At 63.3% G+C, this 24,740-nt stretch carries 23 protein-coding genes; 15 read left to right on the plus strand and 8 right to left on the minus strand.

The window, feature by feature from the left end:
• The first annotated feature begins 2 nt into the window (after positions 1 to 2).
• From OMP43_RS03010 to OMP43_RS03050, 9 genes are read left to right on the plus strand one after another with little or no spacing between them, the layout of a single operon-like run.
• A complete protein-coding gene (locus OMP43_RS03010) occupies positions 3 to 488 on the plus strand; it encodes an acyltransferase (RefSeq protein ID WP_280278183.1) in 486 nt (161 codons plus the stop codon).
• Positions 485 to 904, plus strand: a complete 420-nt coding sequence (locus OMP43_RS03015; RefSeq protein WP_280278184.1) for an FdtA/QdtA family cupin domain-containing protein — start codon at positions 485 to 487, stop codon at positions 902 to 904. Before OMP43_RS03010 ends, OMP43_RS03015 begins: the two co-directional genes overlap by 4 nt.
• Entirely contained in the window at positions 901 to 2,022 is a 1,122-nt protein-coding gene (locus tag OMP43_RS03020) for a DegT/DnrJ/EryC1/StrS family aminotransferase (protein WP_280278185.1), read from the plus strand. Before OMP43_RS03015 ends, OMP43_RS03020 begins: the two co-directional genes overlap by 4 nt.
• Positions 2,019 to 3,239 carry a hypothetical protein gene (locus OMP43_RS03025; RefSeq protein WP_280278186.1) on the plus strand — a complete coding sequence of 407 codons (1,221 nt, stop codon included), beginning with the start codon at positions 2,019 to 2,021 and terminating at the stop codon, positions 3,237 to 3,239. Before OMP43_RS03020 ends, OMP43_RS03025 begins: the two co-directional genes overlap by 4 nt.
• A 19-nt stretch (positions 3,240 to 3,258) precedes the next feature.
• Complete coding sequence (locus OMP43_RS03030) at positions 3,259 to 3,978, plus strand: WecB/TagA/CpsF family glycosyltransferase (protein WP_280278187.1); 720 nt, start codon at positions 3,259 to 3,261, stop codon at positions 3,976 to 3,978.
• Positions 3,975 to 4,970 carry a glycosyltransferase gene (locus OMP43_RS03035; RefSeq protein ID WP_280278188.1) on the plus strand — a complete coding sequence of 332 codons (996 nt, stop codon included), beginning with the start codon at positions 3,975 to 3,977 and terminating at the stop codon, positions 4,968 to 4,970. The genes OMP43_RS03030 and OMP43_RS03035 overlap by 4 nt, the downstream gene beginning before the upstream one ends.
• Positions 4,967 to 5,950, plus strand: coding sequence for a class I SAM-dependent methyltransferase (locus tag OMP43_RS03040; protein WP_280278189.1), 984 nt, complete (start codon positions 4,967 to 4,969; stop codon positions 5,948 to 5,950). The genes OMP43_RS03035 and OMP43_RS03040 overlap by 4 nt, the downstream gene beginning before the upstream one ends.
• Positions 5,947 to 6,708: a hypothetical protein gene (locus tag OMP43_RS03045; protein ID WP_280278190.1), complete on the plus strand. Its 762-nt coding sequence runs from the start codon at positions 5,947 to 5,949 to the stop codon at positions 6,706 to 6,708. The genes OMP43_RS03040 and OMP43_RS03045 overlap by 4 nt, the downstream gene beginning before the upstream one ends.
• Positions 6,705 to 7,730 (plus strand): hypothetical protein, encoded by a 1,026-nt coding sequence (locus OMP43_RS03050; RefSeq protein WP_280278191.1) that lies wholly within the window; start codon positions 6,705 to 6,707, stop codon positions 7,728 to 7,730. The genes OMP43_RS03045 and OMP43_RS03050 overlap by 4 nt, the downstream gene beginning before the upstream one ends.
• Here the strand turns inward: OMP43_RS03050 and OMP43_RS03055 are convergent.
• The gene (locus tag OMP43_RS03055; RefSeq protein WP_280278192.1) at positions 7,727 to 9,157 is read right to left on the minus strand and encodes a hypothetical protein; all 1,431 of its coding nucleotides are present in this window, start codon (positions 9,155 to 9,157) and stop codon (positions 7,727 to 7,729) included. The two genes, OMP43_RS03050 and OMP43_RS03055, sit on opposite strands and share 4 nt — an antisense overlap.
• Before the next feature lie 93 nt (positions 9,158 to 9,250).
• Here OMP43_RS03055 and OMP43_RS03060 point away from each other — a divergent pair, with 93 nt between their 5' ends.
• A complete protein-coding gene (locus OMP43_RS03060; RefSeq protein ID WP_280278193.1) occupies positions 9,251 to 10,618 on the plus strand; it encodes an O-antigen ligase family protein in 1,368 nt (455 codons plus the stop codon).
• Here OMP43_RS03060 and OMP43_RS03065 read toward each other — a convergent pair.
• Entirely contained in the window at positions 10,570 to 11,994 is a 1,425-nt protein-coding gene (locus OMP43_RS03065) for a sulfatase-like hydrolase/transferase (RefSeq protein ID WP_280278194.1), read from the minus strand. The genes OMP43_RS03060 and OMP43_RS03065 overlap by 49 nt on opposite strands.
• Positions 11,991 to 12,848, minus strand: coding sequence for a hypothetical protein (locus OMP43_RS03070; RefSeq protein WP_280278195.1), 858 nt, complete (start codon positions 12,846 to 12,848; stop codon positions 11,991 to 11,993). The genes OMP43_RS03065 and OMP43_RS03070 overlap by 4 nt, the downstream gene beginning before the upstream one ends.
• A 190-nt stretch (positions 12,849 to 13,038) precedes the next feature.
• Between OMP43_RS03070 and OMP43_RS03075 the strand changes: the two genes are divergently transcribed.
• The 3 genes from OMP43_RS03075 (at position 13,039) to OMP43_RS03085 (ending at position 17,185) form a co-directional block, all read left to right on the plus strand.
• Positions 13,039 to 13,746, plus strand: coding sequence for a polysaccharide biosynthesis/export family protein (locus OMP43_RS03075; RefSeq protein ID WP_280278197.1), 708 nt, complete (start codon positions 13,039 to 13,041; stop codon positions 13,744 to 13,746).
• A 30-nt stretch (positions 13,747 to 13,776) separates the two neighbouring features.
• Complete coding sequence (locus OMP43_RS03080) at positions 13,777 to 15,972, plus strand: polysaccharide biosynthesis tyrosine autokinase (RefSeq protein ID WP_280278198.1); 2,196 nt, start codon at positions 13,777 to 13,779, stop codon at positions 15,970 to 15,972.
• A gap of 73 nt (positions 15,973 to 16,045) precedes the next feature.
• Positions 16,046 to 17,185: a hypothetical protein gene (locus tag OMP43_RS03085; RefSeq protein WP_280278200.1), complete on the plus strand. Its 1,140-nt coding sequence runs from the start codon at positions 16,046 to 16,048 to the stop codon at positions 17,183 to 17,185.
• A gap of 83 nt (positions 17,186 to 17,268) precedes the next feature.
• Here the strand turns inward: OMP43_RS03085 and OMP43_RS03090 are convergent, their stop codons facing one another.
• Both OMP43_RS03090 and OMP43_RS03095 read right to left on the minus strand, forming a co-directional pair.
• On the minus strand, positions 17,269 to 18,027 hold the full coding sequence (locus tag OMP43_RS03090; RefSeq protein ID WP_280278201.1) for a metallophosphoesterase family protein: 759 nt from the start codon (positions 18,025 to 18,027) through the stop codon (positions 17,269 to 17,271).
• 124 nt (positions 18,028 to 18,151) lie between these two features.
• Positions 18,152 to 18,385 (minus strand): hypothetical protein, encoded by a 234-nt coding sequence (locus OMP43_RS03095; RefSeq protein WP_167298133.1) that lies wholly within the window; start codon positions 18,383 to 18,385, stop codon positions 18,152 to 18,154.
• Between the two features lie 424 nt (positions 18,386 to 18,809).
• Here OMP43_RS03095 and OMP43_RS03100 point away from each other — a divergent pair, with 424 nt between their 5' ends.
• A complete protein-coding gene (locus OMP43_RS03100) occupies positions 18,810 to 19,868 on the plus strand; it encodes a M48 family metallopeptidase (protein ID WP_280278203.1) in 1,059 nt (352 codons plus the stop codon).
• A gap of 3 nt (positions 19,869 to 19,871) precedes the next feature.
• Here OMP43_RS03100 and wecC read toward each other — a convergent pair whose 3' ends face one another.
• The gene (wecC, locus tag OMP43_RS03105; RefSeq protein WP_280278204.1) at positions 19,872 to 21,167 is read right to left on the minus strand and encodes a UDP-N-acetyl-D-mannosamine dehydrogenase; all 1,296 of its coding nucleotides are present in this window, start codon (positions 21,165 to 21,167) and stop codon (positions 19,872 to 19,874) included.
• Complete coding sequence (wecB, locus tag OMP43_RS03110; protein WP_280278206.1) at positions 21,151 to 22,287, minus strand: UDP-N-acetylglucosamine 2-epimerase (non-hydrolyzing); 1,137 nt, start codon at positions 22,285 to 22,287, stop codon at positions 21,151 to 21,153. The genes wecC and wecB overlap by 17 nt, the downstream gene beginning before the upstream one ends.
• Before the next feature lie 112 nt (positions 22,288 to 22,399).
• On the opposite strand from wecB, the gene galU reads away from it, so the two are divergent.
• Positions 22,400 to 23,272, plus strand: a complete 873-nt coding sequence (galU, locus tag OMP43_RS03115) for a UTP--glucose-1-phosphate uridylyltransferase GalU (protein WP_280278208.1) — start codon at positions 22,400 to 22,402, stop codon at positions 23,270 to 23,272.
• Positions 23,273 to 23,342: 70 nt separating this feature from the next.
• On the opposite strand, the gene OMP43_RS03120 is transcribed toward galU, so the two are convergent.
• Complete coding sequence (locus tag OMP43_RS03120; protein ID WP_280278210.1) at positions 23,343 to 24,689, minus strand: nucleotide sugar dehydrogenase; 1,347 nt, start codon at positions 24,687 to 24,689, stop codon at positions 23,343 to 23,345.
• Between the last annotated feature and the right edge of the window lie 51 nt (positions 24,690 to 24,740).

The raw sequence follows: 24,740 nt of genomic DNA on the forward strand, positions 1-24,740 counted from the left end.
CGATGGCGACCGGTGAAGAAGGGGGGCGCCCGCGCCTGGAGGCTTTCGTGCATGCCAGTGCGATCGCTCCGGGAGAACGGATCGGCGCCGGCACTCGTGTCTGGCAATATGTCGTGATACTCGATGGTGCGTCGGTCGGGCGCGACTGCAACATCTGTGCGCACGTCTTCATCGAGAACGATGTTACCATCGGTGACCGGGTGACGATCAAGTCGGGGGTGCAGCTCTGGGACGGTTTGGACGTGTCGGATGATGTGTTCATCGGCCCGAATGTGACGTTCACCAACGATCGCCACCCGCGTTCCGGTAATCGCGACTTCACGATCGAGCGTACTCGTCTTGGCAAGGGGTGCAGCATCGGCGGCGGGGCGGTCATCCTGCCCGGACTAGTAATTGGGGAAGGGGCCATGGTAGGCGCCGGCGCTGTCGTCACACGTGACGTCGCACCGGGCACTACCGTGGTCGGAAACCCTGCGAGGCCGATATGAAACCGCTTCTCGATTGCTGCGAGATGATCGACCTGCCGCGGATCCACGATCCGCGCGGCAATCTGACCTTCATCGAGGGTGAGCGCCATATCCCGTTCGCCATAGAGCGCGTCTATTATCTCTACGATGTGCCGGGCGGTTCCGAGCGGGGAGGGCACGCGCATCGCGGCCTTCAGCAGCTTATGATCGCCATGTCAGGTAGCTTCGACGTAGTGCTTGATGACGGGATCTCCCGCCGCCGCGTGCATCTCAACCGCTCCTATCGCGGGCTCTATATCTGCCCGATGATCTGGCGGGAGCTCGACAATTTTTCCTCCGGCTCCGTTTGCATGGTTCTCGCCTCGCAGCGCTATGACGAAGCCGATTATCACCGCGATTACGAAACCTATCTGGTAGACCGAAAGCGCATCGGATGACTGTTCCGTTTCTCGATCTGAAGGCTGCGACGGCGGAACTCTCCGAGCCGATTCACGCTGCGGTACGGCGCGTGGTCGATTCCGGCTGGTATATTCTCGGGCCGGAGGTCGAGGCCTTCGAGGCGGAATTCGCGGCCTATTGCGGCGCTGAGCATTGCGTTGGCGTGGCGAATGGACTGGATGCGCTCAAGCTCTCGCTGCTTGTGTTTGGCGTGAGGCCGGGGGACGAGGTAATTGTCCCTTCCAACACCTTCATCGCGACAAATCTCGCGGTGAGCCAGATCGGCGCAATCCCGATCCCGGTCGAGCCCGACGAGGCGACCTGCAACATCGATCCCGCGCGCATCGAAGCCAAGATCTCGCCGCGCACCAAGGCGATCCTCCCCGTGCACCTCTATGGGCTGCCGGCCGATCTAGACAGCGTCCATGAAGTCGCCGCGCGGCACGGCATCCCGGTGATCGAGGACGCGGCCCAGGCGCATGGCGCACGTTATAAGGGCAAGCGGATCGGCGCTCACTCGCGGGCGGTGGCCTGGAGCTTCTATCCGGGCAAGAATCTGGGCGGGCTGGGCGATGCGGGCGCGATCACCACCTCGGACAAGGAGGTCGCGGATCGGCTGCGTATGCTGCGCAACTATGGATCCTCGGTGAAATATCGCAATGACCTGGTCGGCTATAACAGTCGCCTCGATCCGATCCAGGCTGCGGTGCTTCGTGTGAAGCTCGATCATCTGGAGGAATGGAACGGTCGCCGCCAGGCCATCGCTGCCTCGTATCGTGCGCGGCTCGCCGGTTCGGGGCTGACCTTGCCGGCGGAGACCAATTGGGGTGAGAGTTCCTGGCACTTGTTCGTCGTGCGCCATGCTCAGCGCGACTGGCTTGTTCGCGCGCTTGCTGAGCGCGGCGTCGAGGCGCTGATCCATTATCCGGTCCCGCCGCACAAGCAGCAGGCCTATGCCGGCGAAGCCTGGACATTCGAGGAGCAGCCGATCGCGTCGCGCATGGCCGATGAGGTGCTGAGCCTGCCGATCGGGCCGCAGCTCAGTGCCGCGCAGGCCGAAAGCGTGATCGAGGCGGTCAACGCGGCTCTGGCCGAAGACCCCGCGCAGCGCCGATGACCAGCGCCGTCCTTGGCACCCGATCCCCCGCGGAACAGGATGTGCAGGTGAAGCGCCCGTCGAGGATCGGCATCACGCTCCTCGCCTTCTTCCTCACCATCGCTTCGCTCCAGCAATTTCCTCAGATGGGCGAGAACAGCTGGATCCGGCCGCTCGTGTCGGTCTGCGAAGCCGCGACCTTTTGTGTCCTGCTCTGGCTCACGCCCAAGGTGCCGGGGCTGGTGCGCTGGACGAGCTATGCGGCCGCTCTGGTCTTGGTGCGCTTTCTCTACGGCTGGCTGATCGCGAACCTGCAGTACGAGACCGACATCCTGGGTGCGCTGCAAGAAGCGCGCTTCGGTTTCTTCATCGTCGGTGCGCCGGCCGCCTATGTCTTTCTGCGCACCGCATCGATCGAGACGATCGACCGGCTCGTGCGGACATATATTGTTTTCATGCTTCTCCTCGATGCCTATGTCACCGTTGCCTATGTCGGCAGCGGTGCGTTGAAGCTGGCCGATCGCTCGTTCGATCGTTTCGTGCTCTCGATTGTCGGGCCGCTGGTGGCGATGTGGGTGAAGGGCCTCGTTCTCCAGCGCCAGGGCCGAGAACCCGGCTTCGCCGATTATGCCGTGCTCGGCGTATTCATGCTCCATATCGGGCTGCTGACCACGAGCCGTTCGGAGACGGTATTGCTTGGCAGCATCCTCGCGCAGTGGATATATGCGCGGGTGCCGATCCTGCGATGGCCGCTCGTCGGTGCGATGGTCATCGTCGTCTATTTCGTCGTCGGAAGCATCTTTCAGCAAGGTCAGCAGGTGGCCGGTCGCGATTATGCGCTCGCCGTGCACTATGCGCAGGAAGCGTTTCCCTTCGGCGTCGGTTTCGTACCCGAAGCGGCGCAGAAGGCGCAGCTCGGCCGTGCGTCCAATTTCTTCACGTCCGATTATGGTCCCTTGGTGCTGATCTACCGCTACGGCGCGCTCGGCGTGGTCGTGGCATTCGGCCTGATCGTGTTCTGGCTACGCTTCGCGCTCAAGGCATTGTACCTACCCGGCACGATCCTGGTGGCTTTCGCCACCCTGGTTTACTTGGCGATCGTTCCAGTGCTGGACTATGGCAGCCTCAACGGGGGGATCATGCTTGGCGCGATGGCCGCGGTTGCTTCCGTCGCGAGTTCGAGTCGAAAAGCCGCACGGCGGCAGATGGCGACGTCGTCGCCGACGCAGCCAAGCTGAGAGGCGCGGAGGATCCTGCATGACCGAGGTCGATTTCCTGAGCCTGGAAAGTTGCGTATCACTGCCGCGAGGGTTTCTCGTGACGGTGAATATGCAGCATCTCTACGAAAGCCGGCGCTCGCCGGAGTTGGCTGCCACCCTCCATGATCCGAATGCTCGCCTTTGCCTTGACGGACGGGGGGCATGGAAGCTTTGTGAGCGTGCGTTCGGCCGCAGCTTGCCCCTGGTGGCGGGCAATCGTATCGTCGGCGTCTGGCTGGAGCGGTCCGCCGGCAAGCGGGTGCTGGTGATCGGTTCGACGGCAAAGGTGATGGCGGCGATCCGGACCCGATATCCCGCTGTCGATTTCATCCAGGACGATTCCGTTTTCGCGATTGGGCGTCAAGCCGATGCCGAGGCGGTCGCGCGGAGGATCACAGGCAAATATGGCGCGGGCTATAGTTCGATCATGATTGCACTTGGCGTACCCAAGCAGGAGATTCTCGCGCAGGCGCTTGCGCGGTCCTCCTATCCGGATACGCCGATCCTGTGCATCGGTGGCAGCTTCGAGATGCTCGCCGGGCTGCTGCCGCGCTCGCCGGAACTGGTCCAGCGGATCGGCATGGAGGGGCTTTGGCGGTTGGTGCTCGAGCCCACTGCGAAGCGCTGGGAGCGGCTTTTCAGGAGCTATGCCGAATTTGGGCGGCTGATGCTGAGGCCGGGCGAGCTCGCTTCCCTATTGCGAGCGCCTGCGCGATGAGCGCGTTCCCGAATCGCGAAGCCGGTGCCCCGCGCGTGAGCATCGTGATCGTCTGCTACAACCAGCTCGAGTTCTTCGATGAGGCGATCCAGGGTTGCCTTGCCCAGGCTGAGACTTTTTCCGACCTGGAGATCGTCATAGCCGATGACGGATCGACCGACGGCACCACCGATGCCGCCCGCCAATGGGCGGAGCGCCATCCCGACATCATCCGCCTGGCCCTATCGGATACCAATGGCGGGATCGCTGCGAACATGACTGCTGGCCTGAAGGCTGCGCGGGGCGAATTCGTCGCCTGGCTTGGCGGCGATGACGTGATGCTGCCGGGCAAGATCGTCCGCCAGGTCGAGATGCTCGACCGGCAACCCGAAGTGTCGGGGTGCTACCATGATGCGGAAGTCTTCGAATGGCCGTCGGGGGAAGTGCTTGGCCTGTTTTCGCGCCTATATGGAGGTCGGGCATTCAAGATCGATCGGGTCGATGCACGCCGCATGCTCGACCCTCGGGTCCAGATGCTGCCCTCCACGCTGCTAGTGCGGCGTGATCGCATGCCTGCGGGTTTCGATCCGCGCTTTCGCTTCCACAATGATTATCTCTTCGATTTCGAAACGATTGCTTTCGGGGGCCCCTATGTGCGGCTCGATGGCTGCTTCGTGCGCTATCGGAAGCATCAACGCAGCATCGGCAAGGACAAGCAGGTCGTGAGCACGCTGATCGAGGAGAATCTGATGGTGCTGGGAGCGATCACGGCGCGCTATCCGCGCTACGCCTCTGCGATCAGGCGCCGTGAAGTCTATTATCTTCTTCTCGAGGCACTGAAGGCGCATCGGCGTGGTGATCATGCGCGTGGCGCTGAGCTGACGCGTGCGGTCTGGGCGAAGGGCGCCTGGGGTAAGGCAATCGCCCTCAAATTGCTGCGCCGGCCCCTGTCATATCTCGCCGATCCTCGTTATCGGCGCCTGGCGCTCGAACTGCGGTCGCGTTTCGGATGACGAAAGCCACGCTTTGCCCGATTTGCGCATCGTCGGCGCAGCTGCTCGCCGCGGGCGTTGAGGATTATTATTTTAGATCGCCGGGCAGCTGGGACTACCTCCAGTGCGGCGATGAGCACTGCGGCGTGGCCTTCCCGTCGCCGCGCCCCGACGCCGAAGCGCTGCGCCAAGCCTATCGAACCTATTATACACATCAAGGCTCGGACGGTTCCGCAGCGGCGATCGAGATGCTCGCGCCGTTGGCGCAGCGGCTGCGAAATCCCGTTGACGACGCAGGACCGGGTTTGCCGTTGCTCGGATGGATCGCCGAACAGTCGATCTGGGATGGGTCGGGGGCCCTGCCGGCACAGCGCGGGGAAACCATCGTCGATATCGGGGCAGGCGATGGAGGGCGGCTGTCGCGCCTGCGCCGAGAGGGGTGGGAGCACGCAATCGGCATCGAGCCCGATCCGTCGGCGGTTGAGATGGGGCAGAAGCAGCAGATTGATTTGCGATTGGGTACTGCTGAAGCGCTACCGCTTGCTGATGGCTCCGCTGCCGCCGCGATGCTTCATCATGTCATCGAACATGTCGATAATCCCGCGAGGGCCATGGCGGAGGCCTATCGAATATTGCGGCCGGGCGGGAAACTGCTGGTGGTGACGCCGAACATCGAAAGTGCGACCCGCGTCGAGTGGGGGAAATATTGGCGCGGGTTCGAAGCACCGCGGCACCTGGTGATTTTTACCGCACGTGCGCTGGGAAAGCTGGCCCGTAATGCAGGTTTCGAAGTACAGTTGGTGCGGACCTCCGGGCGCAGCGCGGCCTGGATGGGGCAAGTCAGCGCCGGCGGGGCAGGCAAGCCCGCGGCGCATGCAGCTAAGCTCGCACGTCTTTTTGCGGCCGATGGTCAGTATCGCGCGCAACAGCTTGCGATCGCCAAGGGGCGCGAGATCGGCGATGAGATCATCCTGCTTGCCCGCAGGCCGCTTGACCGATGATCCTAGGCCATGATCCGGACGCGGGAAGCGATTGCCTCCTGCTGGTGACCTATTACACGCGCTCGCGCGCGGAACTCGGCGCGCTGCTGGGGGATTTCCAAGCGAATGCCGGTATCCGCTTCAAGCGTGTCCTTGTCATCGACAATGGCGGGCATCTTGACGAGGAAGCGGGCGACGGAGGCGAGGATTGGCTGCGGATCGTGCGTGGTTCCAACGCGTTTCAGGAATTCTCGGGCTGGCTCGAAGGACTTCGGCTGCTTTCGGGGGGGGGGCGGCTGACGCTACTCAACGACAGCTATGGGCGCAATTGGACCATCAGCACGGCATCTCGACCGATCGTTCGCGCGATGTACGCGGATGCACGGCGTGGCAAGATCGCTGGCTGGCTGGACAATTTCTCCCACTTCGCCCCCCCCCGCTTCAGCCGGTGTCCGAACAGCAGGATCGTCGTGCTGCCATTGGCATTGGCGGGTACGCTGGCGGATTCGCTGGAAGCGGCGATTGGCCGGGCCCGGAAGCTTGTCGAGGAAGGGGAGCCGTTGTTCGACCCCCATTCGCAGGCAAGGCTGGCGCGTTGGATCGAATCGCAGGACGGCAGGTGGAATCTCGCGGACATGAGCGGACGCTTGCAGCGCATCTTCGTGGAGCATCATCTGTTCGACGACGTGCCTCGGCGATCGCTGTCGCTGCGCCCGCGTTCCTATGCCGGCAGTCTTGCCTATGCGCTGCTGCGCCGCCTGGCGCGTGAGCGCCGGTGAGGTCGGTAACCCTGCTTATCGCGTCGGGCGTGCTGTGGCTCGGGCTCGTCCAGCTATCAGGCAGGCTCGGCATTCCGCCGCAGATCATCTCGTTGCTGCGCAGCGGCTATATCGGCACGTTTTCAATCTTCCTGCTGCTGGAGTTGCGGCGGGGAGACGGGCTGTCGGCGTTGCGTCCAAGGGGCTTGTATCTCTATCTGGCGCCTCTTCTTTCGCTGTTCATTCTGGCCTTTTATTCTGCGGATCTGGTGCTGACTCCGCGACTGCTCGCGCTGGTTGCGGTCTTCTATGCCTGCCAGTTCATGCTGCTCTACCTGCGTAGCGCGATGGGGCAGATACGCTCGGCGGTGTGGGACCTTGTGCCGCCTTTCATTCTCCTGGTTCTGTGCGCTGGCACGTTCACCTTGGCCGTGGGCGCTGTAGCGACTGCGGGCTTTCTCTACTGGCTGCTGTCCCGGCCGATCGACGGCGGCGACCGTTCGGACGCCGTGGACTCGGTGATCATGCAATTGCCTTCGATTTGCATTGCTCCGGTCGTTTTGATCGCGCTTCGCGACATATTCGACGCCCAGCACGCCATCCCCAGGGAGCATGTTGAATCCTTCGGCCTGATCGTGAACGGTGTTGGCGCGGCAGTGTGGACCGCGATCGTCATGCGCGCCTCGAACATCTTGCGGCCGAGCGCGCTTGGGTTGTGGGTCGCCAGCACGGCGGCAGCGGCGCTCTTGCCATTCTTCCCGGTCGGGATAGTCGCGTCTGCGCTGGCGATCTGCGTGGCGGAGGGGTTTCGAGGCGCGAACTGGCTCGGTCTCACCTATCTGCTCAGCCATCTCGGGCGTTGGCGCGGTTTCGGGGTCAATCTTTTCGCCACGATGCTCCCGCTCTGTGCGCTCTGGATCGGCACGCATCATCTGCCGGTGCAGTATCTCATGCTGGTTTATGCCGTATTCCTAGCGCCGGTCCCGCTGCTCACTATCTGGCTGGGGCGCCCCGTGGTTCGGCCAGTAGCTACGGCAGGCTAGGAGCCAATCGGGAGCGCCGGCAGCCGTACCGCACGCAGTCGCCCCTGTCGATCCTTGAAGCGCAGGATCAATCCGGAGCCAGTGGAGTCGATCTCGATGGCGACCTGGCCGGGGCGGAGCATTCTGGCCGGTGCCTTCAACGGCTCCGCACCCAAGATCACGCTGCCGCCAGTGAGCGCCAACGCGCTGTCCTTGCCATGGGTGAATTCGAGAAATGGGACGTCGCCCACTGCGCTGAGCGCCGCATCGATTTGCACACGCCCGCTACGCCAAGCCATTCTCTCCGTCATCATGGTGTTGATGCCATTCGCGACTGTGCCGACGAGCGTGAATAGTTGCGCCATATCCGGATCGAAGGTCACATCGCTTCCCTCGACGAGAATGGCTCCGTCGCCCGCGCCATGATTGCGGACGCCGATGCCGAAGGCGGGAGCGGACGGCGCGCCACTGAACTCGCGGATTGCGCCGCCGCTGTCTTCCATGACTATGTAGTCGCGGCCCGGATCAGGAGATACGACCCGCGGGCCGATCACGGACAAGTGCCGGCAGCGTTTGAAATGGAAGGGTGAGCCGGTGCCTTCGCTCCCGCAGCCGATCAGCTGCAGCGCCTCGCAGCTTCCCGCACCATTGGCGTCGCCTTCAACGAAGAAATTGGCTACCCCACTGTCCTGGCCGGCGCAATTTACCAGGCTGGAATAGCTTAACTGGCCGATATGGAAGCCATATCGTTTCGATCGCAGCGCCCAGCAGGCGCGGAAGTTCGTCGAAGTCCCGCCATCGCCCTTCGCGGCAAATGTATGGAAGCCGACTTCATTGTCCACCGCATAGATGTTGTCGAAGGTTGCCCAGATCGGCAGCCCCGCCGACAGGCCGATCGTGCCGCCGCGCAGGATCAGGGCCGAAGCGCGCACGCCGCCTCCATAAGTTCGTAGGCAGGAACGGCCGCTACCCCCGGCGTCGAGTGTCATATTCTCGACCCAGCCATTTCCCGATGTGTTGCGTGCCGCCTTGTCGCGATCCAACATCGCGTCGAACAGGAACTCGTCCGCGCCACCGGAGGTCACGGCGCGGATAACGGTGCCGTCCCGGCTCTCGCCGCGAAATACGGTGTCTCGCAGGCCAACGCTGCTCACCCGATAGCAGCCATCTGGTACGAAAATGGTCGCGCTGAGCCGAGAGCCGTCGTTACGCGCGGCTGCCGCCATCGCCGCATCTTGAAAATATTTGGCAAGATCGGAGTGCTGCGTGCCGGCGGCGATCGCCGGATGTAGCGAAGCTGGGATGAAATCGAGCAGGTTCACCGGGCCTCGATCAAGGTCGCTGCGGGCCTTCTCCGATTGCGGCATCGCTATCGATGCCGTTCCCGCTATCGGCGCCGCCAGCAGCGTCCGAAGGGCCACGCGGCGGGCGCTATTCAAGATTGCCATGCCCCTACTTGCGACATCTCATCTTGATGGTAAAGCGATTGAAGGGGCCGATTTTTCGGCATTGCGGCGTTCGGTTGCGGGGAACTTAAACAAATGTCCTTTCCCAGCAGGTTGCGCCCCGACTATCTTGCGGCTGCGGCGCTTTTCCTTTTGCTGGTTACGATCGCTGCCTTGTTTGGTGGCGCGAGCCGGATGGACGTGCCGGTCGTCACCATAGTGCGCATCGCGGCGATCATCGCAGGTGCCTTTGCGGTCGTCTTCGTCCCCTTCGAGGGCTATCGCGTTGCGCGTGGACCGCTGCTCCTGCTCGGTGCGCTCATCGCCTATATGCTGCTTCAGATTCTGCCGCTGCCTCCCTTTGTCTGGCGGCACCTGCCTGGACATGAACCGATTGCCGCAGTCGCCGACGCGATCGGGACTGGGCAGTCGTGGCTGGCGATCTCCATCTCACCGCTGCGTACTTGGAATAGCTTGTGTGCGGCACTCGTGCCGGCCGGGACTCTGCTCGTGCTTTGCGCGCTTGCCCGCAGCCAGCGTGAGATCCCGCTCTGGACGCTTATCGGGGTTGGCCTTGTGAGCGGGGTGCTCGGGTTGATGCAGATCGTCAGCCCGGCGGGCAGCCCGCTCTATCTATATGAGATTACCAATGAGAATTCGGCGGTCGGTTTCTTCGCCAATCGCAATCACCAGGCGGTGCTGCTGGTTTCGCTTTTCCCCATGCTTGGCGCATTCGTGACTATGCCGCAGAATGCAAGGGCCCGCCTGCCCCGCGAAATGCTTGCCATGATGGCGGCGCTGTTCCTGATCCCGCTCGTCCTGGTGACGGGATCGCGCGCCGGCCTGTTGTTGATGCCGATCGGCATTCTGGCGGGGCTTCTGATCGCGCTTCCTCGAATCCGGGATTTGCCCAGAAAGTACTTCCTGATCGGCGGGGCAGCCGCCGTGGTCGCGGTCGCCGCGCTGATTGTGGCCGTGGTCCTGCAGTCTCGTGCGCAGGCCCTCACTCGACTGTTGGCCAGCCATGGCACTGGCGAACTACGCTACGAGGTTCTGCATCCGGTTTGGAACATGGCGGTGTTGTTCATGCCTTTCGGTACGGGCTTCGGCACGTTCGATCCGGCTTTCCGCATGGCGGAGCCCTATGAGTTGCTCAGGCTGAGCTACCTCAACCATGCGCACTGCGATCTTCTCGAGTTGATCAGCGACGGCGGCGTGCCGGCGATCGTGATCCTGCTGGGTTTTGCATTCTGGTGGAGCAGGGCTGCGTTTGGAGCTTGGCGGGCTGCGAGCACGCGGTCTGCGGTGGTCCTCGCGCGAACGGGCAGCGTTGTTTCCGGTCTCTTCATGCTGGCGAGCCTGACCGATTACCCGTTGCGTACGCCTCTTGCCGCGCTCGTTTTCGCGGTTGCGGTTTACTGGATGTCGGCGCGGCGCGAGGTGGAAGCTCCATTGCGCGGCTGAGCAGCGCCGGACAAGCGGATCAGCAGATAAGGCGTCTTTCCGGCAGGAACCTGGAATTCCTGTTCCGCGCCGGGCGGGTTATGGTCACCCGCGATATACAAAAGAGCATCTTGCCCGTTCATGGTCGCATGGATGCGCTGGACCGCGCGCACTATTAGGGCCCGATTGAGCTTCTGTCCGGGATCGCCGGGGAGGGCACTGAGCATCGTCGTCGCATAGGGCCGGGCAAGCGATGTCGCGGCGACAGGTGCGTGCGCAGTCAGCGACATCATGTAGACGAACTGGCGCCCCGGGCGCGCGAGGAGATTGACAGCATTGTCTACGACGGCGTCGTCGCAGGCGCCGTTAAAGGCGCCTGCGCACTCGGCAAGAGCGGACAAGTCTGGCTTGAAGTAGCTCCTCTGGAAGCCGAGGCCGGGATAAATGATGTCGCGCGAGTAGAAAAAGCCATCGTAACCATGGAAGGCGGTGGTCGCATATCCGGCCGTGGCGAAGCGTCGCGGGAGGCAGTTGCGGTTGAGCTTCTCCGGGTGTGCGAAGTCCAGCGCCATGCCGCAAAGCTCGCGGACCTCGGCGGGCAAGGTAGATCCGTGGAAGGCATTATATCCGAGTTCAATCTGGGATACGCTGGGCATGGCGGCTAGCGCATCGCGGATATGCGCCAGATCGGCCGGTCGCTCGCCCCAGGATTCGACTAGAATGATCAGGATCTTCGCAGGCGCTGCTTCAGGTCTTGCGGAGAGCGCGTCGTATAGCCGGTGCGTTACCGGAGCCGCATCCTGGCCCAAGACAGACCGAAAGGCGCGTGGACCGTCACTTATCGACACTTGGAGGGCGCGGACGATGGGGATGCGGATCCAGGCAAGATGCTCTTTGCCCCAAGGCAGCGCCTTGACGCCGATCACGAATAGATAGGCGCAGGTGCCGATCGCCAGCAGTTGGAGTCGTCGCTTCGGGCTGGGAATGGGCAGAAACAGAAAGATGGCAAAAAACAGAATGGCGCCAATGATGGCCAGCCCATGTCCGGTTAGGGCAATCTCGAACAGGAGATGGGCATAGAAGCCATAGCTCTCGAAGAAGATGTTCCATTCGAGCAGGAGCATCGCGCCGCATGCGGTGATCCAGGCAAGGCGCCAGAACGGCCGTGCCAATTTCGGCAGAAAAAGCTCTATCGGAATCATCAAGAGCGTATCGGCGACTAGCTTGGGTTGCCGGTAGACCATGCTCCACGCCAGGCTGGGCAGGACTAGGTAAAGTACAAGGCCCGTCAATTCGATCGTCGTCCTGCTCTCGCGAATCCGTTGCCCAAGCGCCGAAACCGGCTTGCGCAGGTTGGAAGACCATTCCGAACGCAGACCGCTCGCCCAGCGGTTCATCGCACGGTGCTCCCGCGGCTGGGGGCCATGTTACAAGATGCGTCGGTGAGCATGTATCCGGCGGCCACGCGAAGCCTCTTCGCATCGGCGCAAGACTGGAGCGGGTGAACCAGAACAGTGGCGAAATCTCGCGCATCACCAAGCTCGCCGACCCGCTCGATCGGCATCGTAACGATACGCGCGTGGATACGGCTGAGATTCGGCAAGAGGTGTGGCCGGTATCGGCGTGCGCGATAAAGCGTCACGATCGGCGCGGGCAGGTGAGTTCCAACTGCATGCTGTGCAAACCAACGCACATCCTCCGGGCTATATAGTTGGAAAATGATACGCTCCTCGAGTGGGGTGCCGCGCACGCGCCGCATAACATCGGCAGCGGATCGAGCGAAATCCGATTTCAGATCCAGCACGATGAAGAAGGGCTGCTTTTCAGCGGCCGACAGCAACTCCTCAAGGGGCCAGTCATCCTGGCGGGCGCCGCCGGGGCCGTGAAAGCAATGAAGTTTCCCGTCGGGGCCATAGGAGAGGTCGACTTCGATGATATGATAGCCTGCGGCGAGTGCGGCCGCGAGTGCGGCCGGCTTGTTCTCATCCGGCTTTCCCCAACTGCCCATGGCATGCGCAATGCGCACCGGCTGCCGAGCCCAGGCGGTCGAATGTCCTTCCGGGAGCTGCGGGGCGGCGCTCCAATCCTCCGCCCCCCATAGCTGCGCATAGGCATCCGTCAGCCGGTATCCGAACATCGTAGCGTCCGCTTCCCTTACGAGCTGGCGGGCCGCAGGCGTGATCGCGATCAGTCCGGCGGTCGCGGCAAACAACAGCGCCGCAAGGTTTCGAATCGTCAGAAGGTTGCGCAAGAAGGGGAACCACGAAGGTGCTCAATGCGTCCTCCATCGCACCATCTCGGCAACTCTCAAAACGGATTGTTGCGCCGCACCGGATGATCGGTTCGTCTGAACCAGGGGAAAAGCTGATCGAGGCGCTTTACGGGTGCATCCCCGGCGTCTAAGCACGGCCTCGCTACGAGTAGCCGGGGATCTTCAAAGCGTGTTAAAGTTGTTTGTCACCACGGCCTGCGCTTTGGCGCTGGCGGCCTGCGTCGACCATCGCGTGTATGGCAGTGATCCTGCAATCAAGCTGAGTGATCAACAAGGACTTCCGGCGCCTCAGGATGCGGACCTTTATGGCAGCGCGCGTCCCTATCTGATCGGACCGTTTGACAAACTGACCATCAAGGTATTCGGCGTTCAGGACATGGATATGCGTATCCAGGCCGATGCGAGCGGCCGGATTTCCTTCCCGCTCGCCGGCGTGATCCAGGCATCGGGCCAGACGCCGGATCAAGTGGCGAAGGCCATTGAGGGCCGGTTGCGCGGCTATGTCCGCAACCCCCAGGTCAGCGTGAATCTCGAGGAGACGGTCAGCCAAGTATTCACCGTTGACGGTGAGGTTCGCGAGCCTGGCCTGTACCCGGTCGTTGGTCGCATGACGCTGCTCCGCGCGATCGCGACGGCGAAGGGCACCGGCGAATATGCGCGGCTCGATGATGTCATCGTGTTTCGTACCGTTGGCGGGCAACGTATGGCTGGCATTTACAATTTGAGGGCTATCCGTTTGGGCAACTATGCCGATCCGGAAATCTATCCGGGCGATATTGTTGTCGTGGGCGACTCCAAGGCACGGCGCATCTTCAAGGACGTGCTGCTGGCTACCCCGGCAATTCTAACGCCGCTGATCTACATTCTCGCACGCTGAGGCTTGCGCCTCCGCCTGATGGAAATCTCGATGTCCCAGTCTTTCGACCTTAAACAGAAATCTCTTGTTTCGGAGTCCGCCGACACCGCCCCGTCTGTTGGCGTTCAGGCAAGGGGCGAGCGTATGCCGCTCCTCGTGAGCGCTTGGTTCACTGCTCTCCGGCGCAAGTGGATCATATTGCCGATCGTCATGGGCTCGCTGGTGCTGGGCCTGATCGTGACGATGCTCGCCACTCCGAAATTTACCGCAACGACGCGTGTGGAGATCTCCAAGGCCAAGGCCAATGTCACCAAGGTCGGCGAGCTGGACGAAGACAGCAAGATCACCGACATCACTTTCTATCAGACACAATATGCGTTGCTGCGCGCTCGCAGCCTTGCGGAACGGGTGACGCGTTCGCTCAAGCTTGTCGACGATCCTCGCTTCTATGAAGGTTTCGGTCTGGCGCGCGGTGGCGCTGCGGTATCGGACGGGCCGATGCAGCGCCTTACGCCCGTGCAGCGCGAACAGGAATTCGAGAAGATCGTCGGCACGTTGCTTGCGGGCGTCTCGATCCTTCCGGTGCGGGATTCCAGCTTGGTTGATGTACGCTTCACCGCGCCCGACCCTGCTTATTCGGCGCAGATCTCGAACGAGTGGGTGAAGCAGTTCATCCAGTCGAATATCGAGCAGCGCTTCGCCGCGACCAGCGATGCGCGCGCTTTCCTCGAAACTCGCCTCGAACAGCTCCGTCGCCGGTTGGAACAGTCGGAGCGCGATTTGGTCAACTACTCGGCGGAACAGGAAATTGTGCCGTTGAGCACGACTGTGGGGGCGGACGGGAAGACCCGTTCTGATCGCACCTTGGTCGGCGACAAGCTCGAGGCGCTGAACACGGCTCTGTCGGCGGCGACCGCCGACCGCATCTTGGCGCAGAGCCGCCTTGGCCGCGGCGGGGACATTACCACGCCGAGCTCGCAACAGAACACCGCGCTGGTCGCGCTGCGCTCGCGTCGCGCCGAGGTGGCGGCCGAGCGCTCGAAGCTGCTCGCGCAGTTCGAGCCGGGTTATCCTCAGGTTCAGGCGCTGACCTCGCAGTTGGCATCGCTCGACCGCGAGATCGAAGCTGAGCGCGGTCGCACATCCACTGGGGTCAACCGTGAGTATGACGAAGCGGTTTCGCGCGAGACGCGCCTGCGCGCCCTGGTGGATCAGCTGAAGAGCCAGCTCAACGATCAGCAGCGCCGGGGGATTCAGTTCAACATCTACCAGCGTGAAGTCGATACCAACCGCGAACTGTATAACGCCCTCCTGCAGCGCTATAAGGAAATCGGCGTTGCCGGCGTTGGCTCCAATAACGTGTTCGTCGTCGATCCGGCGAAGTTGCCGCGCAGTCCGTCGAGCCCCAATCTGCTCCTGAATCTGCTGCTGGCCGGTTTCCTGGGCATAATAGTCGCGGGCGCGGTTACTTTTGGCCTCGAGCAGATCGACGAGCGCATCACGGATCCTGGCGATGTCGCCAATTTGATCGACGTGCCGCTCCTTGGTGCGATCCCGGTCGCGCGAGACGTGCAGCCGCTCCAGGATCTGGACGACGTCAAGTCGATCACCTCGGATGCCTATCTCACCGCGGTCACCGGCCTACGCTTCTCGACGGATCATGGGATACCGCGTTCGATAATGGTGACCAGCACCCGGGCCGCCGAAGGCAAGAGCACGAGCGCTTCGGCGATCGCGCGCATCATCGCCCGCACGGGCCGTACCGTGGTGCTGATCGATGGCGACATGCGCTCGCCGTCGCTCCACTATGCCTTCGGGCTTCAGAATGAGCGCGGCCTCAGCAATTACCTGGCAGGCGAATCCGATGTGAAGCCGCTGCTGTTGAAGAGCGATCGGGATGACGTGACGCTGTTGCCCAGCGGTCCTCAGCCGCCGAATGCGGCGGAGCTTCTGAGCGGCGGGCGTATGCGGTTGCTGATCGATACGCTGCTGACGGAATATGATCAGGTGGTGGTCGATATGCCGCCGGTGCTTGGCCTCGCCGACGTGCCGCTGATGGCACAGACCGTTGAAGGTGTGGTCTATGTGGTCGCCGCGCGGGAAGCTTCGCGTCGAGTCATCAAGACCGCACTTGGGCGTTTGCTCGCAGCGCGGGCGCGGATTCTGGGCGTCGTCTTCACCAAGCTGGAGGCGCAGACCCGGAACTATGGCTATGGCTATGAATATAGTTACGGTAACAAAAAGTAGCTGAGGGCAGATGGCATCGTCGAGTCATAGCGGATTTGCCAGGGCGGGGCTGCCGGCGCCGATCATACGGCGAATGTTCGTTGTGGTTCCGCTGGCGCTCCTGATGGCGTTGCTTGCTGGCGCTGTCAGTCTTTCCTGCGGTTTCTCGGCGAAGGCGCCACAACTGGCGGTTCGCTTGTGGCCATGGAACTCGATTTCGGTCTCCACGCTCGGGGCAAAGGCTTTCCTGCGCCAAGATTACGACTCGGCTGGCGCATTGTCTCTCGATGCGCTGCGCGTCGAACCCGCGAATGTCATCGCCATCCGCACTCGCGGGTTGGCGATCGAGGGGCAGGGTAAGCAGGCGGATCAGCTAATGCACCTGGCTGAGCGCTTGAGCAGGCGCGATCTGTTTACCAATTTGTGGCTGATCGAGGATGCGAGCCGTCGTGGTGATATCCCCAAGGCGCTCTATTACTACGATATCACCTTGCGCACTTCATCGCAGAGCCCGCAGCTGCTCTTTCCGATCCTGGCCGGCGCAATTTCCGATCCCGATATTCTGCGCGTAGCCTATCCGATGTTCGCCAAGCGGCCGCCCTGGCTCGTGCCTTTTCTGGAGTACACGGCCTCCGCGGGGACCGCTGATCCAGCGCTTGTCGATATTGTCGGGCGGTTGGCGCGAATGCCTGAGGCGCTGCCCTTGCAGATCCGCAGATTCGTTGTCCAGAAGCTTGCCGAGCGCGGCAAGCTGGACTCCGCGCTTGCGCTGTATCGGGAATGGAGCGGAGCAATGGAGCTTTCCGGAGGGGAGCTCGATCGCTCCGGCCAGTGGCCGCCTTTCGATTGGTCTTTCATCGATGGTGCGGGCTTCGGCGCAAGTGCCAATTCGGGCGGAGGCTTGTCCTATTATGGGGGGAGTTCGGGCGGTAAGGTCGCGGAGCGCCTGCTCCATATGACGCCGGGGGCAGCGGAGCTGGTGAGTGTCACGAGCTATGTTGAGCGTCCGGCGGGCGAGGGAGCGCGGTGGATGGTCTCCTGCGCTAGTGGGCAGCCGCTGGGGGCGATAGCGCTAGGGACGGTGGCCAAGGATCGCTTGCGTTTCACCGTCCCGGACACCGAGGGATGCCGCTATCAGTTCCTTACCCTTTTTCTCTCGGGCATGGACACTGCTGACACGAGTTATTCAGGTCAGGTGCGGGGTATTGAGGTGCATCACCTAGCCGCGCAGTAGCGCGTAGGCCCGTGGCATGAGGCTCTATCGGCTAGTGTGAGGGCGGCCGGGGGTTTGCATCGTTTCCGGCCATTGTCGTGGTGCTAGCCGGTTTGGAGAAGCCAGCGCTCGCTGCCTTCGATGCCCATGGCGGTAAGTTTACCGCTCATATAGGCTCCCGTATCGATGCCGATGCGGTGAGGACCGAATTCCACGTCATCGGAGATCGTGTGGCCGTGGACGATCATTTTCTCCAGGCGCGTTTGATGGCGGAGAAACTCATTGCGGATCCAGCGCAAATCGCTGGGGCGCTGGCGCGTCAACGGCTCATTTGGGCGGACGCCGGCGTGTACGAAGGCGTAGTCGCCTAGAACTATCAGATCTTCAAAGCGGTTCATGAAGTCGATGTGGCTGCGCGGCACCGCGCGTGCGAGCAGGTTGGCAAGCGCCGGATAGTCGCTTTTGCGATACTCCTCTTCCGAAATGCCATAGCTGAGCGCGGTCTCTCGACCGCCTATCCGATTGAACAGCGCGAGGGCAGTCAGATCGCCGTCAAGCGACTTGAGGAATACCTCTTCGTGATTGCCAAGCAGAAACCGCGTCGGGCGCTGGGTTTCAAATTGCATGACGCGCTCGACTACCTGCGCCGATTCCGGGCCGCGGTCGATCAGGTCGCCAAGGAAGATAATCGTGCTGGGCATGCCATGGCGTTCGCGCTCGTCGCGGAAAATGCGTTCGATCAGCTCATCGAGCAAATCCAATCGCCCATGGATATCGCCGATCGCGTACACGCGTTCACCCGTGGGGCCATTTGCGGGCGCTGTCGTGTGCGCGCGGGTTTTTCCGAATAACTTGGAAAGCATGGTCTTTCGCCGTCCGAGAGCAAAGCAAGCCTCGATCCCGGGATAGATAGCCGCGCAGAAGCCCAGAAACAAAAGTGGCGGCCGTTAGGCCGCCACTTCGAAACTCTGCTTGCGCAGCCAGAAACTACGGGCTGTTGGGCTTGTCGTCGCTGTCGGCGAGGATCACCGCGCCGCCGATGATGGCGACGGTGGCGAGAACGCCGATCAGAACGGCCGGAGCCAGATCGCTCTTCTTCTTGCTGACGGTCGCGGTGCGGACACCCGACAGCGACAGCTTCGAAGCGCTCGTCGGAGCGGCCAGAACGGGGGCGGTCGCCATCGACGCGATAGCGGCGGCCGTAAGAAGCTTAGTGAACACTCTTTTTTCTCCCTCTTTCGAGCTCTGGTGCTCTCGTCACGCGGTCCTATGGCACAGGACCTGCGTAGTCGCAACACCTCAAACTTTGGCTACGGCGAGAAACTTCCCGTCGTGACCCATTGGCAACACCTTGGTCCGGTTTATCCGAACTCTGTAAACACCCGTTCGACCCGAACCAAGTGGTTACGGAGCCGTCCTTAACGCGCTGCACCAATATCGCCAAGGGGATTAATGAAGTCTCTCCGTCGAAATGGGCCTAATCCGTGATGGTTAGAGGGAGATTCTTGTGACAGTTTTGTTGCCATCCCCTGTTTCCGGGCAAGTTGCACTGCGGGAGCGGACGGGGATCGCGAATCCACCGAGGCTGCCGGCCTCCGGGCCGCCAGTTTGGCGATGCGCTCCGTCCATCGTAGGGGAGTTTCCCATGAGCTCTTCCTTCCACCAGTTCCGCCCGGCCATCCCGGGGCTCCCGCGCGACGTCCTGGCCGGCATCCTTGCCCTTCTCGCGTTTCCGATCTCGTCTGCACGCGCGGATGACACGGCGCTGTTCGAGGCGGTGCGTGCGGCGGACGTGCGCGTGGCCGGGATAGGTTGGAAGCTGGCCACCGCCAATGCGGCACTCTGCGATCGTATCGAAGCCGGCACGGGCCTGCAGCTCCACACGCTCGATCAGTTCGACGGTGCCGCGCGCGAATCGGCGAGAAATCATTTCCATTTCGCCACGCCCGTAGCGGTCGAGGGAGTGATTGCGGGCGGCCCCGGCGACCGGGCAGGCTTGCGGGCTGACGATTCGCTGGTGCGCGTCGGCACGGTCGACATCGCGGCGCTGCCGGGCAAGCCGGGCAGCACCGCCAAGCTGGTGGCCGCACAGCTCGCCATTGCAGCGCTTCCTGTCGATGCTCCGATCGCAGTTCAAGCGATACGGGAAGGTGCTCCGCTTCAGGTGACGATCCAGCCCGTACGGGCCTGTAAATCGCGCTTCGAGCTGGAGCTCGGTGGCGGTTTTGGCGCTTCTGCGGACGGGACGATGGTGCAGATCGGGTCGGGCTTTCTGTACGATTATCCCGACGACCAGCTGGCGGCGGTGATCGCGCACGAGTTCTCCCACAATATCCTGCGCCATCGTGACCGGCTGGAAGCGCGGGGCGTGGATTACGGGCTGCTTTCCGGCTTCGGCGCCAACGTGAAATATTTCCGTCAGACCGAGGTGCAGGCCGATATCCTGTCGGTCTACCTGCTTGCCAATGCCAATTATCCGGTGCGCGCGAGCATCGCGTTCTGGCGGCATTTTGGGCCGAGCAAGGCTGGCGGAATCCTGCGCAGCCGTTCGCATCCGGCGTGGCGCGATCGCGTGGCAACGCTCGAGGCGACGAGCGCCAAGGTCGAGACGCTGTCGGCCCGGCCGATCATGCCTCCCTTCCTGGCCGATCGCGAAAAGCCGCTGGACGGCGACTGGCAATCGATCCTGGTGCGCAGTCGCTAAGGTTCAACTCGCCAGCCGGAGGGGCTCGCCGGCGATGCCGCGCGGCTGGTCGGGCCAGATGCCCCGCGTGTCGTAGACCTGTTTGTCGGCGCGCTCGTCGAGGGGGACTGACTTGAATATGTCGTGATCGACCAGCACCACGAAAATCCCGCAGCTCTCGATCGCGCTGTCGACGTCGATCAGTTCGGCGCCAGTGCCCTCAAAGGCTGGGGGCAGGGCGCTTGCATAGGGTTCGACGATCTGGATGCGTTCGCCGAAGCGTTCGGCCAGCGACGCCGCGACCTTGAGTGCGGGGCTCTCGCGGAAATCGTCGATATTGGCCTTGAAGGCCAGGCCCAGACAGGCGACCCGGGCCGTCGGATTCGCCTCGATCATCGCTGCGGCATGCTCGATTACGAAGTCGGTCTTGCCGTCATTCACCTCGCGGGCGGTGCGGATCAGCGGCGTCTGCTCGGGGGCGGCACTGACCAGGAACCAGGGGTCGACCGCGATGCAGTGGCCGCCCACGCCCGGGCCCGGGGACAGGATGTTGACGCGCGGATGGCGGTTGGCGAGGCGGATCACTTCCCACACATCGACGCCCATCTTCTCGGCGACGAGGCTCAGCTCGTTGGCGAAGGCGATGTTGACGTCGCGAAAGGCGTTCTCGGTTAGCTTGGTCATCTCCGCGGCCTTGGCCGTGGTGGTGACGCAGGCGCCGCGGACGAAGCGGCGGTAGAATTGCAGCGCCTTGCGGGCGCAGCGCGGCGTGATCCCGCCGATGACGCGGTCATTGTCGATCAGCTCGACCAGGATGCGGCCGGGCAGCACGCGCTCGGGGCAATAGGCGATGGCGATATCGGCGCTGCCGGTGCAGTGGCCGGGAATCCTGAGGTCCGGGCGGAGCTGGGCGAGCAGCTCGGCAACCTTCTCGGTGGTGCCCACCGGCGATGTCGATTCGAGGATCACCACGTCGCCGGCCTTGAGCGTGATCGCGACATTGGTCGCGGCCTTGAGCACATAGCCGATGTCCGGTGCGTGGTTCGCGTCGAAGGGGGTGGGAACGGCGATGACGAAGACATCGGCTAGCTCGATCCGCAGCGAGGCGCGCAGATTGCCGCGGGCGACGACACCCGAGACCAGGCCGTCCAGGTCGATTTCCTCGATATGGACCTTGCCCGAATTGACCGTGTCGACCACCGATTGATGGACGTCGACACCGAGTACCTTGGCGCCGGTGCGCGCGATCACCGCTGCGGTGGGAAGCCCGATATAGCCCAGGCCGAGAACACAGACCTTGAGCTCAGAATCCGAAACCATGTGCGACGATCCCCGCAATCCGCTCGGAAGCATGGCCGTCGCCGAACGGATTGTGGGCGCGGGCCATGGCCGAATAGGCCGATGGTACGTCCAGGAGGGTTGATATTTCGGAAACGATCCGCTCCGGGCTGGTGCCGACCAGCCTGGCGGTGCCTGCCGCTATGCCTTCGGGACGTTCGGTGGTCTCCCGCATCACCAGCACCGGCTTGCCGAGGGCAGGCGCTTCTTCCTGCACGCCGCCTGAATCGCTGAGCACGACGTCGCACAGCTCGAGTGCGCGGATGAAGTGCGGATAGTCGAGCGGCTCGATCCGGGCGACGTTGGGCCGGTCGCCCAGCACCTTGTCCATCGCCGCCACGACATTGGGGTTGGGGTGCATCGGGAAGAGGATCGCCGTGTCGTCCCGATCGGCGATGCGGCCCAGCGCCCGGGCGATATCCTCCATGCCGCCGCCGAAATTCTCGCGGCGATGCGTGGTGACGAGGGCGATGCGCTTGCCGGCGAAGCGGGCCGCGATCGGATCGAGGCCGGCCGCGAGCCCGGGGTCCGCAGCGATGCGGGCGCGGGTGGCGAGCAGCGCGTCGATCACCGTGTTGCCGGTGACGTGGATCGTCGCCGGATCGATATTCTCGCGACGCAGAGCCTCCGCCGCCGTCTCGGTGGGCGCGAAATGCTGGTCGGCGATGGGGGCGACGATGCGACGGTTCACTTCCTCGGGCCAGGGCTGGTAGATGTCGCCGGAACGCAACCCCGCCTCGACATGGCTGACCGGCACCTTGCGATAATAGGCGGCAAGTGCGCCGACCATCGCAGTGGCGGTATCGCCCTGGACGATCACGCGGTCGGGCCGCTCCGCGTCCATCACCTTGCCCAGTCCGGTGAGCAGCCGGGCGGTGAGCTGTTCGAGTGTCTGGCCGGGCTCCATCAGATTCAGGTCGACGTCAGGCGTGAGGCTGGCGATCGAGAGGACCTGATCGAGCAGCCCGCGATGCTGAGCCGTGACGCAGGTTCGCACCTCGATCCCGGGCATCGCGTGAAGGGCGCGGACGACGGGGAAGAGCTTGATGGCTTCGGGACGGGTGCCGAAGATCAGGAGAACGCGCTTGCTTGTTCCGGTCATGCTGCTCCCTTAGCCGCATCCTCTCACCATGTGGTTACGGTTACCGACATAATTGCGAAAACCAATGGCCGTCGTTATGGGCGCCCGATTGATCCGAAGAGGCGCTTCTCGAATGACCATCAAGCCGCTGCGCAAGGCCGTGTTTCCCGTGGGCGGTCTGGGTACCCGCTTCCTGCCCGCCACCAAGGCGCTGCCCAAGGAGATGCTGCCGGTCGTCGATCGCCCGCTGATCCAATATGCCGTCGACGAGGCGCTGGAGGCCGGCATCGAGCAGATGATCTTCGTGACCGGTCGCGGCAAGAGCGCGATCGAGGATCATTTCGACATCGCCTATGAGCTCGAGACGACCATGTCGGCGCGCGGCAAGTCGCTCGAGCTTCTCGATGCGACCCGGCTGAAGCCCGGCGCGGTCGCCTATGTCCGCCAGCAGGAGCCGATGGGCCTGGGGCACGCCGTCTGGTGCGCCCGCGACATCGTGGGGGACGAGCCCTTCGCCGTGCTGCTCGCCGACGACTTCATGATGGGCCGGCCCGGCTGCCTGAAGCAGATGGTCGATGCGTATAATCAGGTGGGCGGCAACCTGATCTGCGCCGAGATCGTCCCCGACGACCAGACCCATCGCTATGGCATCATCACGCCCGGCGCGCGGGATGGCGCGCTGACCGAGGTGAAGGGGCTGGTCGAGAAGCCGGCCCCGGGCACCGCGCCCTCGAACCTCTCGGTGATCGGCCGGTATATCCTGCAGCCCGAGGTGATGCGCCTGCTCGAGAAGCAGGAGAAGGGTGCCGGCGGCGAGATCCAGCTGACGGATGCGATGGCGCAGATGATCGGCGGCCAGCGTTTCCACGGCGTCACCTTCGACGGCGTGCGCTATGATTGCGGCGACAAGGCAGGCTTCATCCAGGCCAATATCGCCGTGGCGCTGGAACGCGAGGACATGGCGCCGGCAATCCGCGCGTTCGTGGCCAGCCGCTGCGCCGGCTGAGCCGAGGATCGCGCTTCCGCGCCGCGGTGACGGCGGGTGACGCCCTATGCCGCGGTCAGGCGGCCCGGGATCAAGCCCGGACCACCTTGTCCGAGGCGATGCCCGCCTTGCCGCAGGCGTTGCGCGTGTCGATCACCAGCTTCGCCGCATCGACCAGCGCGCCGTAATCGACCGCGTCGTGATCGGTGGCGATCAGCACCGCGTCATAATTCCCGATCTCCGCCGCGTCCCACGCCACGCCGTGGCGGAAGTTGAGCGTCGGATGCTCGCGGGTGTTGTCGATCTGGGCGACATGGGGATCGTGGAAGTCGGCGGTGGCGCCGCGTGCCTCGATCATCTCCATCAGGCGGAGCGACGGGCTCTCCCGGATATCCTCGACATTCTTCTTGTAGGCCACGCCCAGCACCAGGATGCGCGCGCCGCGCAGGCCCCGGCCGAAACGGGCATCCATCGTGTCGGCGAGGACGCGGACGACGTGCTGGGGCATGTCCGCGTTGATCTGTCCGGCGAGCTCGATGAACTTGGTGTGCTGGTTATACTCGCGCGCCTTCCAGGTGAGGTAGAAGGGGTCGATCGGGATGCAGTGCCCGCCCAGGCCCGGGCCGGGATAGAAGGGCATGAAGCCGAACGGCTTGGATTTCGCCGCGTCGATCACTTCCCACACGTCGATGTCCATCGCGGTGAAGATGAGCTTGAGCTCGTTGACCAGCGCGATGTTGACGGCGCGGAACACGTTCTCCGTGATCTTCACCGCCTCCGCCGTGGCGGCGGACGAGACCTGGATCGCCTGGGGGACGATGTGGCGATAGACCGAAAGCGCGAGCGCCGCGGACACGCCGTCGTCGGCGCCGACCACTTTCGGGATCTTGGTGGTCGAATAGGTCGGGTTGCCGGGGTCCTCGCGCTCGGGCGAATAGGCGAGGAAGAAGTCCTTGCCGGCGACGAGGCCGGTTTCCTCGAGGATCGGCTGCATCACCTCGGCGGTGGTGCCGGGATAGGTGGTCGATTCGAGGATCACGAGCTGGCCGCGGCGCAGCGTCTTCGCGATCGCGCGGGTGGTGCTCTCCACATATTTCAGGTCGGGCTCGAGATGGCGGGTGAGCGGCGTGGGGACGCAGATCAGCACCACGTCCGCTTCGTCCAGCCGGCCGAGATCGGCGGTGGCGCGCAGCTTCGCGTTCGCGACGAGCGGCGCGACGCGGGCGGCGTCGATATGCTTGATATAGCTCTCGCCGGCCTCGAGCGCGTCGATCTTGGCCTGGTCGACGTCGAAGGCGAGGACGGGGCAGCCGGCCTCACCAAAGGCCATGGCGAGCGGCAGGCCGACATAGCCCATGCCGATCACGCCGATGATCGCCGTGCCGCCTTCGATCCGCGCCTGAAGCTTGAGCCCGTGCGCGGGCCATTCGATGCTCATCGGGAAACCCCATAACGGTGGAAGTACGCTTGCGCGCCTTCATGCCGGAAC

It is taken from the genome of Sphingomonas sp. CBMAI 2297 (genome assembly GCF_029870595.1).
In the GTDB taxonomy this organism is placed as follows: domain Bacteria; phylum Pseudomonadota; class Alphaproteobacteria; order Sphingomonadales; family Sphingomonadaceae; genus Sphingomonas.

Excerpts from the sequence above, each read along its gene's own strand:
- OMP43_RS03025 (WP_280278186.1), top strand. The coding sequence starts at position 2,019 with ATGACCAGCGCCGTCCTTGGCACCCGATCCCCCGCGGAACAGGATGTG.
- OMP43_RS03035 (WP_280278188.1), top strand. The coding sequence starts at position 3,975 with ATGAGCGCGTTCCCGAATCGCGAAGCCGGTGCCCCGCGCGTGAGCATC.
- OMP43_RS03030 (WP_280278187.1), top strand. The coding sequence starts at position 3,259 with ATGACCGAGGTCGATTTCCTGAGCCTGGAAAGTTGCGTATCACTGCCG.
- OMP43_RS03015 (WP_280278184.1), top strand. The coding sequence starts at position 485 with ATGAAACCGCTTCTCGATTGCTGCGAGATGATCGACCTGCCGCGGATC.
- OMP43_RS03045 (WP_280278190.1), top strand. The coding sequence starts at position 5,947 with ATGATCCTAGGCCATGATCCGGACGCGGGAAGCGATTGCCTCCTGCTG.
- OMP43_RS03085 (WP_280278200.1), top strand. The coding sequence starts at position 16,046 with ATGTTCGTTGTGGTTCCGCTGGCGCTCCTGATGGCGTTGCTTGCTGGC.
- OMP43_RS03020 (WP_280278185.1), top strand. The coding sequence starts at position 901 with ATGACTGTTCCGTTTCTCGATCTGAAGGCTGCGACGGCGGAACTCTCC.
- OMP43_RS03120 (WP_280278210.1), bottom strand. The coding sequence starts at position 24,689 with ATGAGCATCGAATGGCCCGCGCACGGGCTCAAGCTTCAGGCGCGGATC.
- galU (WP_280278208.1), top strand. The coding sequence starts at position 22,400 with ATGACCATCAAGCCGCTGCGCAAGGCCGTGTTTCCCGTGGGCGGTCTG.
- OMP43_RS03065 (WP_280278194.1), bottom strand. The coding sequence starts at position 11,994 with ATGAACCGCTGGGCGAGCGGTCTGCGTTCGGAATGGTCTTCCAACCTG.
- OMP43_RS03100 (WP_280278203.1), top strand. The coding sequence starts at position 18,810 with ATGAGCTCTTCCTTCCACCAGTTCCGCCCGGCCATCCCGGGGCTCCCG.
- OMP43_RS03010 (WP_280278183.1), top strand. The coding sequence starts at position 3 with ATGGCGACCGGTGAAGAAGGGGGGCGCCCGCGCCTGGAGGCTTTCGTG.
- OMP43_RS03080 (WP_280278198.1), top strand. The coding sequence starts at position 13,777 with ATGTCCCAGTCTTTCGACCTTAAACAGAAATCTCTTGTTTCGGAGTCC.
- wecB (WP_280278206.1), bottom strand. The coding sequence starts at position 22,287 with ATGACCGGAACAAGCAAGCGCGTTCTCCTGATCTTCGGCACCCGTCCC.
- OMP43_RS03040 (WP_280278189.1), top strand. The coding sequence starts at position 4,967 with ATGACGAAAGCCACGCTTTGCCCGATTTGCGCATCGTCGGCGCAGCTG.
- OMP43_RS03055 (WP_280278192.1), bottom strand. The coding sequence starts at position 9,157 with ATGGCAATCTTGAATAGCGCCCGCCGCGTGGCCCTTCGGACGCTGCTG.
- OMP43_RS03060 (WP_280278193.1), top strand. The coding sequence starts at position 9,251 with ATGTCCTTTCCCAGCAGGTTGCGCCCCGACTATCTTGCGGCTGCGGCG.
- OMP43_RS03090 (WP_280278201.1), bottom strand. The coding sequence starts at position 18,027 with ATGCTTTCCAAGTTATTCGGAAAAACCCGCGCGCACACGACAGCGCCC.
- wecC (WP_280278204.1), bottom strand. The coding sequence starts at position 21,167 with ATGGTTTCGGATTCTGAGCTCAAGGTCTGTGTTCTCGGCCTGGGCTAT.